Here is a 15,581-nt window from a genome sequence, read left to right as displayed (position 1 = left end):
GCGAGTGGCGGAGCAGCAGCGTGTGCTCCGCCGTTGATCTGACACCATTCCCCGGGGGCCCCGTTCGGCGGATGGACGGTGCTCGTTTGGAGAGACTTGCGACCAGGGGACGGATGGGACCGCGCAGTGCGGGGCTACGAACGCCAGGAGCGAGAGCCGGCGGCTGACGTCGACCACCTCTCTCGGTTCGAGGCCGAGATGGAGCGGCTGAAGACCGAGCGGGAGAAGGCCGTCCAGCACGCCGAGGACCTCGGCTATCAGGTCGAGGTGCTGCGCGCCAAGCTGCACGAGGCGCGCCGCAGTCTGGCGACCCGGCCTGCCTACGACAGCGCCGACATCGGCTATCAGGCCGAGCAGATGCTCCGTAATGCGCAGATCCAGGCCGACCAGCTGCGCCAGGACGCCGAGCGGGAGCTGAGTCAGGCCCGCGCGCAGACGCAGCGGATCCTCCAGGAGCACGCCGAGCAGGCCGCCCGTCTCCAGGCGGAGCTGCACCAGGAGGCGGTCACCCGTCGCCAGCAGCTCGACCAGGAGCTCTCGGAGCGCCGGCAGAGCGTCGAGTCACACGTCAACGAGAACGTGGCGTGGGCCGAGCAGCTGCGCGCCCGCAGCGAGCAGCAGGCCCGCCGGCTGGTCGACGAGTCCCGTGGCGAGGCCGAGCAGGCCCTGGCCGCCGCCCGCGCGGAGGCCGAGCGGGTCACCGCGGAGGCCCGTCAGCGGCTGCAGAGCGACGCGGAGCAGGCGCGCGCGGAGGCCGAGGCGCTGCTGCGCCGGGCCCGCACCGACGCCGAGCGGCTGCTGAACGCGGCGTCGACGCAGGCCCAGGAGGCCACCGACCACGCCGAGCAGCTGCGCAGTTCGACCGCCACCGAGTCGGACAGCGCGCGCCGTCAGGCCGGCGAGCTGAGCCGGGCCGCCGAGCAGCGCATCAGCGAGGCCGAGGCGGCGCTGCGCGAGGCGCGGGCCGAGGCGGAGAAGGTCCTCGCCGAGGCGAAGGAGGCCGCGGCCAAGGCGCTCGCCGGCGCGGAGTCGGCGAACGAGCAGCGCACGCGTACGGCGAAGGAGCAGGTCGCCCGGCTGGTCAGCGAGGCCACCAAGGAGGCCGAGGCCACCAAGGCCGAGGCCGAGCAGGTCGTCGCGGACGCCAAGACCGCCGCCGAGAAGATCGTCGCGGAGGCCGAGGAGAACGCGCGCAGTCTCACCGCCGAGGAGACCGCCTCCCAGCTCGCCAAGGCGGCCCGTACGGCCGAGGACGTCCTGAACAAGGCGTCCGAGGAAGCCAAGTCGACCACCAAGGCCGCCTCCGAGGAGGCCGAGCGGATCCGCGCCGGTGCCGAGGCCGAGGCGGACCGGCTGCGTGCCGAGGCGCACGACATCGCCGAGCAGCTCAAGGGCACGGCGAAGGACGACACCAAGGAGTACCGCGCCAAGACGGTCGAGCTGCAGGAGGAGGCGCGCAGGCTGCGCGGCGACGCCGAGCAGCTGCGCGCGGACGCCAACGCCGAGGGCGAGCGGATCCGTTCCGAGGCCCGGCGCGAGGCCGTCCAGCAGATCGAGGAGGCGGCCAAGACCGCCGAGGAGCTGCTCGCCAAGGCGAAGGCCGACGCGGACGACCAGCGGTCGAACGCGACGACGGAGAGCCAGCGGGTCCGCACCGAGGCCATCGAGCGCGCCACGACGCTGCGCCGGCAGGCCGAGGAGACCCTGGAGCGCACCCGCGCGGAGGCCGAGCGGCACCGGGCGGAGGCCGTCGAGCGGGCCGAGGCCATCACCGCGGAGGCCGAGCGTGCCGCACGCGAACTGCACGAGGACACCGAGCGGGCCATAGCGGCCCGCCAGGCCGAGGCCGCCGAGGGGCTGACCCGGCTGCACACGGAGGCCGAGGAGCGCCTCGCCTCCGCCGAGCAGGCGCTGACCGACGCGCGCGCCGAGGGCGAGCGGATCCGCCGTGAGGCCGCCGAGGAGATCGACCGGCTGCGCGGCGAGGCCGCCGAGCGGATCCGTACGCTCCAGGCACAGGCCGAGGCGGAGGCCGAGCGGCTGCGCGACGAGGCCGCCTCCGACGCGTCCGCTTCGCGTGCCGAGGGCGAGACCATCGCCGTACGGCTGCGTTCGGAGGCCGCGGCGGAGGCCGAGCGGCTCAAGTCGGAGGCACAGGACACCGCGGACCGCGTACGGACGGAGGCGCAGGCCGCCGCCGAGCGGCTCGCCACGGAGGCCGCCGAGGCGCTGTCCGCCGCCCAGGAGGAGGCCGCCAGGCGCCGCCGCGAGGCCGAGGAGCTCCTCGGCGCCGCCCGGCAGGAGGCCGACCAGGAGCGGGAGCGGGCTCGCGAGCAGAGCGAGGAGCTGCTGGCCTCGGCGCGCAACCGCGTGGAGGAGGCCCAGACCGAGGCCGTACGGCTGGTCGAGGAGGCGGACCGCCGGGCGACCGAGATGGTGTCGGCCGCCGAGCAGACCGCGCAGCAGGTCCGGGACTCCGTCGCCGGGCTGCACGAGCAGGCCCAGGAGGAGATCACGGGCCTGCGCAGCGCCGCCGAGCACGCGGCGGAGCGCACCCGCACCGAAGCACAGCAGGAGGCCGACCGGGTCCGCGCCGACGCGTACGCGGAGCGGGAGCGGGCCGCCGAGGACGGCAACCGCGTCCGGCGCGAGGCCCACGAGGAGGCGGAGGCCGCCAAGTCCCTTGCGGAGCGCACGGTTTCGGAGGCGATCACCGAGTCCGAGCGGCTGCGCTCGGACGCCTCGGAGTTCGTCCAGCGGGCCCGTACGGAGGCGTCGGACACCGTCGCGTCGGCCGAGCAGGACGCCTCACGGGCCCGGGCCGAGGCCCGCGAGGACGCCAACCGCATCCGGTCGGACGCGGCGACGCAGGCCGACACCCTCATCACCGAGGTGACGTCGGAGGCGGAGCGGCTCACGGCGGAGACCAACGCGGAGGCGGAGCGGGTCCGTTCCGAGTCCGTGGCGAAGGCGGGGAAGCTGATCTCGGACGCGACGGGCGACGCGGAGCGGCTGCGCGCCGAGGCCGCCGAGACGGTCGGTTCCGCGCAGCAGCACGCAGAGCGGATCAGGTCGGAGGCGGAGCGCGTCAGGAACGAGGCGGCCGCCGAGGCCGACCGGCTCATGTCGAACGCACGCGACGAGGCCGACGACACCCTGGACAAGGCGCGCAAGGAGGCCAACAAGCGGCGCTCCGAGGCGGCCGAGCAGGTCGACACGCTGATCACGGAGACGGCCGCCGAGGCCGACAAGCTGATCACGGAGGCCCAGCAGACGGCGCACAAGACCACCGCGGACGCCGAGAGTCATGCCGACACGATGGTCGGCGCCGCCCGCAACGAGGCGGAGCGGCTGGTCTCCGAGGCGACCGTCGAGGGCAACTCGCTGGTGGAGCGGGCTCGGACGGACGCGGACGAGCTGCTGGTCGGTGCGCGCCGGGACGCGACCGCCATAAGAGAGCGGGCGGAGGAGCTTCGTGACCGGATCACCGGCGAGATCGAGGATCTGCACGACCGGGCGCGCCGGGAGTCCGCGGAGACGATGAAGGCGGCGGGCGACCGCTGCGACGCGCTCATCAAGGCCGCCGAGGACCAGCTGAGGGAAGCCGAGGCGAAGGCCAAGGACCTGGTGTCGGAGGCCAACTCCGAGGCGGGCAAGGTCCGGATCGCCGCCGTGAAGAAGGCGGAGGGGCTTCTCAAGGAGGCCGAGCAGAAGAAGGCCGCGCTCATCTCCGAGGCCGAGGCGATCAGATCCGAGGCGGTGCGCGAGGCGCGGGCCGCGGTCGAGGAGGGCAAGCGCGAGCTGGAGGTGCTGGTCCGGCGCCGCGAGGACATCAATGCCGAGATCTCCCGTGTCCAGGACGTCCTTGAGGCGTTGGAGTCGTTTGAGGCCCCGTCGAGTGGCAAGGACGGTGGCGTCAAGGCTGCCGCTGCGGCCGGTGCGACTCGTTCGGGTGGCAAGCCGTCGGAGGGCTAGCCAAATGGCCAACTTCCGTGCTTGCCAGAGGCCTTCGGCATCGTCTCTGGCAAGCGGTCCGGCAGTTAGCCACCAAAAAGGGTGTCATTCTCCATATCAATCGGGCTACTGCTCGATGACACACCGTCTTGACCCCTAGGATTCCACCTATCACCTCACCGGTCTCATTCGACAGGAACCCCATGAGCGACACTTCCCCCTACGGCTTCGAGCTTGTGCGGCGTGGGTACGACCGCGCTCAGGTGGACGAACGCATCTCGAAGCTCGTCTCCGACCGTGACAGCGCTCTGGCCCGTATCACTGCTCTGGAAAAGCGCATCGAGGAGCTCCATCTCGAAACGCAGAACGCCCAGGCCCAGGTCAGCGACGCAGAGCCGTCGTACGCGGGTCTCGGCGCGCGCGTCGAGAAGATCCTCCGCCTCGCCGAGGAGGAGGCGAAGGACCTGCGCGAAGAGGCCCGTCGCGCGGCGGAACAGCACCGTGAGCTCGCCGAGTCGGCGGCTCAGCAGGTGCGTAACGACGCAGAATCGTTCGCTGCGGACCGCAAGGCCAAGGCGGAGGACGAGGGCGTCCGGATCGTCGAGAAGGCCAAGTCCGACGCTTCTCAGCTGCGTACCGAGGCTCAGAAGGACGCGCAGTCCAAGCGTGAGGAGGCGGACGCCCTCTTCGAGGAGACCCGTGCGAAGGCTGCTCAGGCCGCCGCCGACTTCGAGACGAACCTCGCCAAGCGCCGCGAACAGTCCGAGCGTGACCTGGCCTCGCGTCAGGCCAAGGCGGAGAAGCGTCTCGCGGAGATCGAGCACCGCGCGGAGCAGCTCCGCCTGGAGGCCGAGAAGCTGCGTACGGACGCGGAGCGTCGCGCCCGTCAGACGGTGGAGACGGCTCAGCGCCAGGCCGAGGACATCGTGGCCGACGCGAACGCCAAGGCGGACCGGATCCGTTCGGAATCCGAGCGCGAGCTGGCGGCTCTCACGAACCGTCGCGACTCGATCAACGCTCAGCTGACGAACGTCCGCGAGATGCTCGCGACGCTGACCGGTGCGGCTGTGGCTGCCGCCGGTTCGCCGGCCGAGGACGAGCCGATCTCTCGTGGGGTTCCGGCGCAGCAGTCCCGGTAAGTACGGGTCGTCCACGTACGGGTCGTCGGGATCTGCGGGTCCGTTTGGACTGGTCGCGCAGTTCCCCGCGCCCCTTCGGGGCACACCTCGAAGCCCCCTGCCTTTGAGTGGCAGGGGGCTTTGTCGCGTTTTAGCGTGGGTCCATGATCGAGCTCGAAGGGCTTACCAAGCGGTACGGCGAAAAAATGGCGGTGAACCATCTGACGTTCACCGTGCGGCCTGGGATCGTGACCGGATTTCTGGGGCCGAACGGGGCCGGAAAGTCCACGACGATGCGAATGCTGCTCGGGCTCGACCGGCCGACCGCGGGTGATGTGCGGATCGACGGACAGCACTACGACCGTCTCAAGGATCCGCTGAAGTACATCGGGGCCCTGCTCGACGCCAAGGCGATGCACGGCGGCCGCAGCGCCTTCAACCACCTCCTGTGCCTCGCGCAGAGCAACGGGATTCCGAGGGCGCGGGTGCACGAGGTCCTCGACACGGTGGGCCTCACGGCGGTGGCGAAGAAGAAGGCGAAGGGCTTCTCGCTCGGTATGGGGCAGCGGCTCGGTATCGCGGGCGCGCTGCTCGGCGACCCGCGGATCCTGATGTTCGACGAGCCGGTCAACGGGCTCGACCCCGAGGGCATCCACTGGATCCGCAACCTGATGAAGTCCCTGGCCACCCAGGGCCGTACGGTCTTCGTCTCCTCGCATCTGATGAGCGAGATGGCGCTGACCGCCGACCACCTCGTCGTGATCGGCCAGGGCCGGCTGCTCGCCGACACCTCCATGGCCGACTTCATCCGGCAGAACTCACGGTCGTACGTGCGGATCAGGTCGCCCCAGCGGGAGCGGCTGCTCGACGTGCTGCACGGGGCCGGGATCACCGTCGTCGAGTCCGGCGGCGAGGCACTCGAAGTGGACGGCGCGAAGTCGGAGCACATCGGGGAGCTCGCGGCTCAGCACCAGCTCGTGCTGCATGAGCTGAGCCCCCAACAGGCATCGCTGGAAGAGGCGTTCATGCAGCTGACGGCTGAGTCGGTGGAGTACCACGCGCACGCGGACCCGGGACTCGCCGGCATCGTGCCCGACGTTCCGCCTGCCGGGCAGCAGCAGGCACCCCAGTGGGGCAACGACTGGAAGAAGGGCTGAACACATGGCCGCGACCCAGGTCGTCCGGTCCGAGTGGACCAAGATCCGGTCGGTGGCGTCCACGGTGTGGACGCTCAGTCTCGCCGCGGTGGTCACCGTCGCGCTCGGCGTGCTGATCTCGCTGCTGTCCAAGAACGAGTTCGACGACATGAGCACGAAGGACCAACTCTCCTTCGACCCGACGTTCATCAGCTTCGCGGGGATGAGCCTCGGTCAGCTGGCGATGATCGTGTTCGGCGTGCTGGTGGTCTCCAACGAGTACAGCACCGGCATGATCCGCACCTCGCTCGCCGCGGTACCGCAGCGCGGCACGTTCCTCTTCAGCAAGATCGCGGTGGCGACCGGACTCGCCTTCCTCGTCGCCCTCGCCACCAGTTTCGTCGCCTTCTTCCTCGGCCAGGCGATGCTGGGCTCGCACCGGGCGTCGATCGGCGACCCGGGTGTGCTGCGCGCGGTCATCGGCGGCGGCCTCTACATGACCCTCATCGCCCTCTTCTCGATGGGCGTCGCCACGATGCTGCGCAGCCCGATGCTCTCCCTCGGCATCCTGATGCCCTTCTTCTTCCTGATCTCCGCCATCCTCGGCAACGTCGACGCCACCAAGAAGGTCGGCCAGTACCTCCCGGACCAGGCGGGCAGCAAAATCATGCAGGTCGTCACCCCGGTCGACGACGACGTGCCGTACGGCCCCTGGGGCGGCCTGGGAATCATGGTCCTGTGGGTCGTGGTGGCGGTGGCGGGCGGATACGTGCTGCTGAAGAAGAGGGACGCCTAGGGTTCACGATTTTGCTCAGCTTTGGGGGGAACCGTCAGCGCCCGGCTATCCTCCTAAGCCTTACGGGGGCGTGCGCCCCGACGTCCTGAACCTTTCGATGGGTGCGGAGAATGATCGAGGCAGTCGGCCTGACGAAGCGCTACGGCGACAAGACAGCCGTGTACAACCTTTCCTTCCAGGTAAGGCCGGGTTCCGTCACCGGCTTCCTCGGGCCCAACGGGTCGGGCAAGTCGACGACCATGCGCATGATCCTCGGGCTCGACAACCCCAGCTCCGGTCAGGTCACGATCGGCGGCTACCCCTACCGCAAGCTGCCCAACGCCCCCCGCCAGGTCGGCGCGCTCCTCGACGCCAAGGCCGTGCACGGTGGCCGGCACGCCCGCAACCACCTCCTGTGCCTCGCCCAGCTGTCCGGCATCCCGGCCCGCCGCGTGGACGAGGTGCTGGGCGTCGTCGGCCTCCAGGACGTGGCGAAGAAGCGCTCCAAGGGCTTCTCGCTCGGCATGGGCCAGCGGCTCGGCATCGCCGCCGCGCTCCTCGGCGACCCCCAGGTGCTGCTCTTCGACGAGCCGGTCAACGGCCTCGACCCCGAGGGCATCCTCTGGGTGCGGAACCTGATGAAGTCGCTGGCCGCGGAGGGCCGGACCGTCTTCGTCTCCTCCCACCTCATGAGCGAGATGGCACTCACCGCCGACCACCTCATCGTGATCGGCCGCGGTCAGCTGCTCGCCGACATGAGCGTCCGCGACTTCATCTCGCACAACTCCGCCGACTTCGCGCGCGTACGCACGCCCGACACCGAGCCCCAGCAGCGCGAGAAGCTGACGGCGGCGCTGACCGAAGCGGGCGGCCAGGTGCTGCCCGAGCAGGACGGCGCTCTGCGTGTCATGGGCCTGCCGCTCCCCCGCATCAGCGAACTCGCGCACAGCTCCGACGTACGCCTGTGGGAGCTCTCCCCGCACCAGGCCTCGCTGGAGGAGGCGTACATGCGGATGACGCAGGGTTCCGTCGACTACCGCTCCACCGTCGACCAGCGCGCGGGCCTGCAGCAGGAGCTCCCGCCGGGCGCGATGCCGCCGCCGCAGATGCCGGTGCCGGGGCAGGGCCAGCCGGGCTGGTACGCCCCGCCGCCGCCCCAGCAGGGCGGTCAGCCGTTCGCGATGCCGCAGGCGCAGGCGCAGCCGCCCGTCGGGGTGCCCCCGGGCCCGTACGGCGCTCCGGCCGCGCCCGGAGCCGGAGAGCCCAACCCCTACGCCCAGCCCGCCGGCACCACGCCCGCGGCCGCCGCTCCCGCACAGCCCGCCCCCGCGCAGCCCTCCTCCGCCGCGCCCGACCTGACCAAGCCCGAGGACGCCCGATGAGCACGCCCCAGCACCAGATGCAGCAGCAGGCCGCCCCTGCCCCGAACTGGCAGGGCGCGCCCGGGACTTCGTACACCTCGCCGATTCCGATCACGCGCACGCACCTCGGTCACGCGCTCGCCTCAGAGTGGACGAAGATCAAGTCGGTGCGCTCCACGATGTGGACGCTCGGTGTCTTCGTGCTGCTGGTCGTCGGCATCGGCTTCCTGGTCGCCGCCCAGACCACCAACGAGGACTTCACTGACGTCCCGTACACGATCCCCGCCTTCTTCGGCCTGATCCTCGGCCAGATCTGCCTGATCACGCTGGGCGTGCTGGTGGTCTCGTCGGAGTACGGCACGGGCATGATCCGTACGACGTTCACGGCGTCGCCCCAGCGCTACCGGGTGCTCACGGCCAAGCTGATGATCTTCTTCGTCGTCGCGTTCGTCGTGTCGGCCCTCTCCATCGGCGTGGTCGGCCTGATCACGTCGGGCATGCACGGCGGGGCGTCGGACAACGAGTGGGGCGGGACCGTCCTGATGGGCGCGCTGTACGTGTCGCTGCTCGGCGTGCTCGCGCTCGCGGTGGGCTCGATGCTGCGGCACTCCGCCGGCGCGATCACCACGATGCTCGGCGTGGTGCTGGTGCCCGCGATCCTGCCCGCGTTCCTGCTGATGTCCGAGAGCATGCGCACGATCGGCGAGAAGATGATGGAGTACAACGCTCCGAACGCGCTCGCCCGGATCTTCCAGCTCGACTCCGAGAACGGGAACGGCAGTTCCCAGCTCGCCCTCCTCGCGGGTGTCACCGCGGCGGCGATCGCCGGTGCCTACGCGCTGCTGGAGAAGCGGGATGTCTAGGACATAGCCGACGTACGCAAAATCGTTCGAAGGTCTAGAACCTCGGGGCGTTCCGGGACCGCTGCACCCGCGTGGTGCGGCGGTCCTTCGCGTTCCAGCACGACCTGTGCCAGTGCCGCCGCTCGTCCACACCGGAGTGCTCGGGCCAGGCCACCACGTGCGGGACGCCGGAGGGAATCTGCTGGTCGCAGCCGGGACAGCGATACGTCTTGCCCTGGGCACTCGCGCCCGCCACGTGCCGCACGCTCCACGCCTCGCCCCGCCAGCTCTCCGTCGACTGCCAGCCGCCGTAACGGTCGGACGGGTCCGAACCGTCCGGGGACTGGCTCCGGCCGGAGTCACCGGCACCCTTGGGACGGTTGCGACGCGGGGACACAGGACACCTCACGGAGCTATACAGGGAGCACGGGCTGTGTCCAGCCTACGCGGAGCACCCAGGGGTACGCGTACGTCACCAACCCCCACAGATCCCCCGCACGGCCGGCTCATTCTGCAGACAATCCGCCAATCTCCCCGCCAAGCCGTGTCCTTGGCACGTGTCAGACGGTTATGCGAGGTGGGGGAGCCGCGTCGGCACAAGGAGGCAGGAGTGCGATGCGCGTAGGAAGTTTTGTACTGGCGGCCCAGTTCCCGGGCCAGGGCCAGGGGGAGGCACTGCACCGCGCGGTGCGGTCCGCCGAGGTCGCCGAGGAGGCGGGGCTCGACGCCGTATGGCTGGCCGAGCACCACTTCGTGCCGTACGGGACGTGCCCGTCGGCCATCACGCTCGCCGCGTTACTGCTCGGCCGCACCCGTCGGATCCGCGTCGGCACGGCGGTCAGCGTGCTGCCCACCGTGCACCCCGTGGCGCTCGGCGAGCAGGCCGCGCTGCTGCACGTGACGTCCGGCGGGCGCTTCTCGCTCGGGCTGGGGCGCGGCGGACCGTGGGTGGACCTGGAGGTCTTCGGGACGGGCCTCGACGCGTACGAGAAGGGGTTCCCGGAATCACTCGATCTGCTGGTGCGGTGGCTGCGTGAGCCGTCCGTCGCGGGCGGTTCGGAGCGTTTCGGTTTCCGTGAAGTCCCTGTCGTGCCAAGGCCGTCGGAGGCCCTGACGGGCGGCGAGAGCCCCGAGGTCGTCGTCGCCTGCACCTCACCGGCGAGCGTCCGGCTGGCCGCCGAGCGCGGGCTGCCGATGCTCCTCGGGATGCATGTCGGGGACGAGGAGAAGGCGGAGATGGTCGCGCTCTGGCGCACACACGCGCGCGACGCGGGGTACTCGCCGGACGAGATCGCGGACGCGGCCCATGTCTCGGCCGGTATCGCCCAGGTCGCGGACCGGCGCACGGACGCGGTCGAGATGCTCCTGAAGGCCATGCCGGGCTGGCTGAAGCAGGGTCTCGACGCGCATGTGACCGTGGACGGCCGGGCGCGCTCCATGCGGGATCCGGTGGCCTACACCGAACTGCTCTGCGGTCTGCACCCGGTGGGCACGCCCCGCCTGTGCGCCGACCGCCTCGCGGCGACGTCCGAGCGCACGGGGATCACGCGCTTCGCGCTTCTCACGGAGGGCTCGGGCGACCTGGCGGCGACCGAGGAGAACGTACGGCGGCTGGGGGACGAGGTGCTGCCGCGGCTGCGGTGAGCGGGGCCCCACCCGGGCCGAGCCGAAGAAAACCGCGTCCCGGCCGAGCCGGGATGCGACCGGGTCGAGCCTGGAGGCGTCCGAGCGGAACCGGGGCGCGACCGGGCCGAGCCGACGTGCGACCGGGCCGAACTGCGGTACGCCCGGACGGAATCGGAGCGGTTCCGGATCGAACCGGAGTGGGTCCGGGCCGAACCGGGGTGCGACCGCACGGAATCGGAGCGGTTCCGGATCGAACCGGAGTGGGTCCGGGCCGAACCGGGGTGCGACCGCACGGAATCGGAGCGGTTCCGGATCGAACCGGGGTGCGACCGCACGGAATCGGAGCGGTTCCGGGCCGAACCGGCGTGGGTCCGGGCCGAGCCCGAGTGCGTCCGGGCCGGACTGGCGTACGCCTGACGGGGGTTGGGCCGCGTTCGGTCGCAACGGGCCCGTATCCGACCGGAACAGATCCCTGTCCGGGCCGGACGGACGCCTGTCCGGGCCCAACCGGTGTGCGCCGCGGGGAGCTTGCCGCCCCAGTACAAAAGCACCTCCCGCGTACGGAGCGGCAAGCCGTGCGGCATCACCGCCTCAGCAGTCCCGGAACTCCGGCGACTGGTTCAGCAGCTGACTGCGCACCGAGGTGAAACGGGTCAAGGTGTCGTCCACCGAGCCGTCCAGCGGGAACACCGCCACACGGTGGCAGTTCTGGAAGGCCAGGCGCACCCCGAAGTGCCGCTGCAGCGCACCGCGTATCGCGTCACTCGCGAGCGCACGCAGCAGCTGGCCGCGCGCCTGCTCGTCCGGCGGAGGCGTCTGGTTGTCGGCGAAGTTGCCGCCGTCCACCTTCAGCTGAGCCACCAGGGAGCTGATCATCTCCCATGCGTAGGGCAGGGAAATCCGGACGCAGTCGACGAATTCCGCTTCGTCGACCTCGCCTCGCTCGGCCTTTTCGAGTAGGGCCGGTGAGACGTCCAGCGACATGGGTTCTCCTCTCGCACCCCCTCGGCAGAGGGGGTTGACGGACAGGGAAGGAGACCGCGACGCCGAACACGCTGAGTACACGCGTCGCGACCTCCCGTTTACACGGTAGGCAACTGTTCGTGGCCGCACCAGGACATTGAGAAACCGAGGGAGACTCAACCTGCTCACAACCGGCCACTTTCGAACAGGGCTTATCCGGGGAAACAGGGGCGACAGGAATGGCTCCGGTCAAGCGGGCCCATGGGCGGATCGCGCCGACCCGTGCCGGTCGAGTAGCGTTGCGGACCATGCGTCTCGTCATTGCCCGCTGCTCCGTCGACTACGCGGGCCGGCTCACCGCCCATCTCCCGTCGGCCCCCCGTCTGATCCTTGTGAAGGCCGACGGCAGTGTCTCGATCCATGCGGACGACCGGGCCTACAAGCCCCTCAACTGGATGTCGCCGCCCTGCACTCTGAAGGAGGGTTCGGGGGACGACGAGGGTGTCTGGACCGTCATCAACAAGGCGGGCGAGAAGCTCATCATCACGATGGAGGAGATCCTCCACGACTCCTCGCACGAACTCGGCGTGGACCCCGGCCTGATCAAGGACGGCGTGGAGGCGCACCTCCAGGAACTCCTCGCCGACCGCATCGACACCCTCGGCGAGGGCTACTCGCTGATCCGCCGCGAGTACATGACGGCCATCGGCCCGGTCGACATCCTGTGCCGTGACGGCGAGGGCCGGACCGTCGCCGTGGAGATCAAGCGGCGCGGCGAGATCGACGGCGTGGAGCAACTCACGCGCTATCTGGAGCTGTTGAACCGCGACCCGCACCTCGCGCCGGTCCGCGGCATCTTCGCGGCCCAGGAGATCAAGCCCCAGGCCCGCGTCCTCGCCACCGACCGGGGCATCGGCTGCGCGGTCCTCGACTACAACGCGCTGCGCGGCATCGAGGACGACAAGCTGCGGCTGTTCTGACGGCCACGGGGTTCTCTCATACGCCGTGTTCGTACGGCATGACGGTGGGCCGGGTCCTGTGTGGAGGACCCGGCCCACTGTCATGCGGTGCCCGTATGCGGGTGTCGTACCCCGGGTGTCAGATCGTCGGCGAGCCGCTGTCCGCCGGGCTGCTCGCGGCGCTGCTGCTCTCGGCCGGGCTGGAGGCCGGGCCGCTGGCCGAGTCGGAGGTCTCCGGTGTGGTCGGCGGAGTCTCGCTCGGCTCACCGGTCGGATCGGTCGGTGTCGGGGTCGGAGTCGGCGTGGGTGTCGGCGTCGGGCTGGTCGGCTTCGGCGAAGTCGGCGGCCTGGTCGAGGACGGCGGCTTCGTCGTGGGCTTGTTCGTGCTCGGGTCCTTCGTCCCGGTCGGATCGTCCGAGGGCTCCGTGCTCGAAGAGGGCGCCGGGTCGTCCGAGGTCCCGATGATCCCGTCGTCACCCGGGTCGGTGGGGCGGCTCGTCGAGTCCGCGGCGCCGCTGTCCTTCTGCGGCCGGTCCGCGCCGAGTCCGTCGCCCTCGTCGCCGGCGCTGGCCGACGGGTTGGGGCCGACCCGCTCCGAGGGGATGTTGTCGTCGGGGTTGGAGGTCGCGCCGAGCGTCACCACCGTGCCGAGCACGGCCGCGAGGAGCGCGCCCGCGCCCGCCGCCGCGAGGTTGCGCCGGGTGCCGTTGACCAGGCCCTTGACGCGGCCCGGCTTCGCCGCGGAGGCGGCACCGCCGCGGGTGATCACCGTCGCGGGCTCGCCCGGCTGCTGGAGCGAGGGGACCGGAGTGAATCCGGACGGTACGCCACCGGGCGGCGACGCCGACTCCTCGTACCGTGCGTCGGGCACCTCCTCGCCCGCCGTCGAACCGATGCCGGCCGGCGGTGTGGTGCCGGTGCGGTCCGCGACCAGCGCCAGTGCGCGGCGGCCGGCGACGGTGCCGCGCTTCTCGGCGAGGGCGCCGCGCAGCCCGATGGACGCCTCCAACTCGGCGCGGGCCCGGTCGAACTGCCCGGCGCAGAGCGCAAGGATGCCCAGCTCGTGGTGGAAATAGGCCTGATCCGAGACCTCGCCGGACAGCCGGGCCGCCTCGGCGCCCGAGCGCAACGCACGCTCCCAGGCGCTCCAGTGCAGCCCCGCGGCGAACGCGGGCGCGGCCGTGCGCGCCAGCCGTACGGCGGTGGCGCTCTCCTCGTCCTCGGCCGGGCGCTCCGTGACGGGCGCCAGGACGGTCAGCGCGGCGAGCACGGCGTCCGCCTCGGCGGCGACCCGCTCCGGGGTGACCGACGGATGCCCCGCCCACCAGGCGTAGTGCTCGGCGGCGGCGCGCGCCTTCTCCTCGGCGTCGGAGGCGTACCCGACGGCCTCCAGCTGGGTCTGTACGCCGGCCGCGAGCCGGTAGTGCGAGCCGACCGGTGTGACGAGCGCGCAGCCGACGAGCTCGGCGAGCGCGGCGTCCGCGTGCGTGTCCCCCACCAGGGCGGGCAGATGCGCCTGGTGCGGCACCTCGCCGCCCAGCGCGACGGCGAAGCGCAGCGTGGCGCGCGCCGACTCGCTGAGCCGGGTGGCGAGCAGCGCGGCCGGGGCGGCGCCCTCGGCGAGCGACGGCAGCGGTACGTCGTGGCCGTCCTCGGCGTCGAAGGGCGCGTCCACGGGCGCGTCCTCGTAGTAGCCGAACTCGTCGAAGGCGTTCGGGTCGGCGCGCAGCTGGTCGCGCTGCCGCAGCAGCGCACCGGCCTGCACGAAGCGCAGCGGCAGCCCCTCGGACTCGAACCAGAGGTCGCCCGCCCAGTTCGCCTCGTCCTCGGTCAGGACGCGGCCGACGGCACGCTCCAGCAGTTCGAGACCGCCGCCGCGGCCGAGGCCGCCGAGGAAGACCTCTTCGAGGAGCGAGTCGGTCGACGGCGCGGGCACGTCGGGTGTCGCGGAGATCAGGAAGGCGCACTCGGGGGTCGCGTCGAGCAGTTCGTCGAGCGCGGTACCGCCGAACTCCACGTCGTCCAGAACGACGACCGCGCCGATCTCGTGGACGAGTGCGAGCAGTTCCTCCCGCTCCGGCCGGTGCAGCGGAGCGTCGAAGACGGCGGCGAAGAGGTCGTGCAGCAGATCGTCCGGGGTACGGCGGTGGCCGCTGAGGCGCACCACTCCGTCCGGAGCGAGGTCCGCGCAGTCGTCCGCGACGGCGTCCAGGAGCACGGTGCGGCCCGAACCGGAGGGCCCGGTGAGCCGCACGGAGCGCCCGCGCGCGAGCAGGCGCACAAGCCGCTCACGCTCCTCCTGCCGCTCCAGGAGCGGCAGTCTGGGCAGCGAGGCCCCGGGCGGTACGGGAGGTCGTGCCGAGCGGGCCAGCTCGGCCCGGTCGGCTGCGCTGAACTTCGTGGGCCGCGGCGGTCGCTCGCCCGGTGGGCAGAGCTCGATCTCGCTGCCGTCGACGGGATTGACGGTGAGCAGATGGTCGCCCGACACGAGTTGGACGGTGCGGGCCAGTGCTGGCGTGTGCTGACCGAAGTCGGACGTCAGAGGATCGCGCGGCGGGCGCTGTCGTGGCGCCGAGCCGTCGTCGTCGTGGCCGTACTCTTCGGGTCCCCGGTTCATCGGGTCCATAGGTCCAAGCCCCCCAAAAGCGTGGTGTGCCGAGCCCCTCCCGGCCTTGCTGCACACTGCGCTGTCGCTTCTGGTCCGGTGCCCGCTCACGGGTTCGTCAAGACGCGGGCAGCCGAACCCTAAACCTTCGCACAGTATCTACGAACACACGGGGTACCGCGCCGTCCGAGACGTCACAGCTTCGTGAGGATTGTTCGCGACATACGTTTCGTACGATCGCT

11 protein-coding genes are annotated in these 15,581 nt (G+C 71.3%); 8 read left to right on the top strand and 3 right to left on the bottom strand.

The genetic code is table 11. From position 1 onward, the window contains the following. Nucleotides 1-126: 126 nt before the first annotated feature. The 6 genes from scy (at nt 127) to ACZ5VQ_RS07125 (ending at nt 9,207) form a co-directional block, all read left to right on the top strand. Nucleotides 127-3,975 carry a polarized growth protein Scy gene (scy, locus tag ACZ5VQ_RS07150; RefSeq protein ID WP_469104010.1) on the top strand — a complete coding sequence of 1,283 codons (3,849 nt, stop codon included), beginning with the start codon at nt 127-129 and terminating at the stop codon, nt 3,973-3,975. Between the two features lie 182 nt (nt 3,976-4,157). Beyond that, complete coding sequence (locus ACZ5VQ_RS07145; RefSeq protein WP_055617802.1) at nt 4,158-5,093, top strand: coiled-coil domain-containing protein; 936 nt, start codon at nt 4,158-4,160, stop codon at nt 5,091-5,093. A gap of 143 nt (nt 5,094-5,236) precedes the next feature. Further along, nucleotides 5,237-6,229, top strand: a complete 993-nt coding sequence (locus ACZ5VQ_RS07140; protein WP_469104009.1) for an ABC transporter ATP-binding protein — start codon at nt 5,237-5,239, stop codon at nt 6,227-6,229. Between the two features lie 4 nt (nt 6,230-6,233). Then, on the top strand, nt 6,234-7,004 hold the full coding sequence (locus tag ACZ5VQ_RS07135; protein WP_469104008.1) for an ABC transporter permease: 771 nt from the start codon (nt 6,234-6,236) through the stop codon (nt 7,002-7,004). Between the two features lie 110 nt (nt 7,005-7,114). Next, nucleotides 7,115-8,365 (top strand): ABC transporter ATP-binding protein, encoded by a 1,251-nt coding sequence (locus ACZ5VQ_RS07130; RefSeq protein WP_469104007.1) that lies wholly within the window; start codon nt 7,115-7,117, stop codon nt 8,363-8,365. Continuing rightward, complete coding sequence (locus ACZ5VQ_RS07125; protein WP_469104006.1) at nt 8,362-9,207, top strand: ABC transporter permease; 846 nt, start codon at nt 8,362-8,364, stop codon at nt 9,205-9,207. The genes ACZ5VQ_RS07130 and ACZ5VQ_RS07125 overlap by 4 nt, the downstream gene beginning before the upstream one ends. Nucleotides 9,208-9,241: 34 nt before the next feature. Here ACZ5VQ_RS07125 and ACZ5VQ_RS07120 read toward each other — a convergent pair whose 3' ends face one another. Then, nucleotides 9,242-9,583: an ATP/GTP-binding protein gene (locus tag ACZ5VQ_RS07120; RefSeq protein WP_469104005.1), complete on the bottom strand. Its 342-nt coding sequence runs from the start codon at nt 9,581-9,583 to the stop codon at nt 9,242-9,244. Nucleotides 9,584-9,801: 218 nt separating this feature from the next. On the opposite strand from ACZ5VQ_RS07120, the gene ACZ5VQ_RS07115 reads away from it, so the two are divergent. After that, nucleotides 9,802-10,830: an LLM class flavin-dependent oxidoreductase gene (locus tag ACZ5VQ_RS07115; protein WP_469104004.1), complete on the top strand. Its 1,029-nt coding sequence runs from the start codon at nt 9,802-9,804 to the stop codon at nt 10,828-10,830. 573 nt (nt 10,831-11,403) lie between these two features. Here ACZ5VQ_RS07115 and ACZ5VQ_RS07110 read toward each other — a convergent pair. Next, nucleotides 11,404-11,796: an SCO5389 family protein gene (locus ACZ5VQ_RS07110; protein ID WP_055617795.1), complete on the bottom strand. Its 393-nt coding sequence runs from the start codon at nt 11,794-11,796 to the stop codon at nt 11,404-11,406. A gap of 287 nt (nt 11,797-12,083) precedes the next feature. Between ACZ5VQ_RS07110 and nucS the strand changes: the two genes are divergently transcribed. Beyond that, nucleotides 12,084-12,755, top strand: a complete 672-nt coding sequence (nucS, locus tag ACZ5VQ_RS07105; protein ID WP_306937898.1) for an endonuclease NucS — start codon at nt 12,084-12,086, stop codon at nt 12,753-12,755. Nucleotides 12,756-12,873: 118 nt separating this feature from the next. Here nucS and ACZ5VQ_RS07100 read toward each other — a convergent pair whose 3' ends face one another. After that, nucleotides 12,874-15,360 (bottom strand): ATP-binding protein, encoded by a 2,487-nt coding sequence (locus tag ACZ5VQ_RS07100; RefSeq protein WP_469104003.1) that lies wholly within the window; start codon nt 15,358-15,360, stop codon nt 12,874-12,876. Nucleotides 15,361-15,581: the final 221 nt, after the last annotated feature.

This window comes from Streptomyces sp. NPDC033178, assembly GCF_055577685.1.
This window is presented reverse-complemented; position numbering and strand designations above follow the sequence as displayed.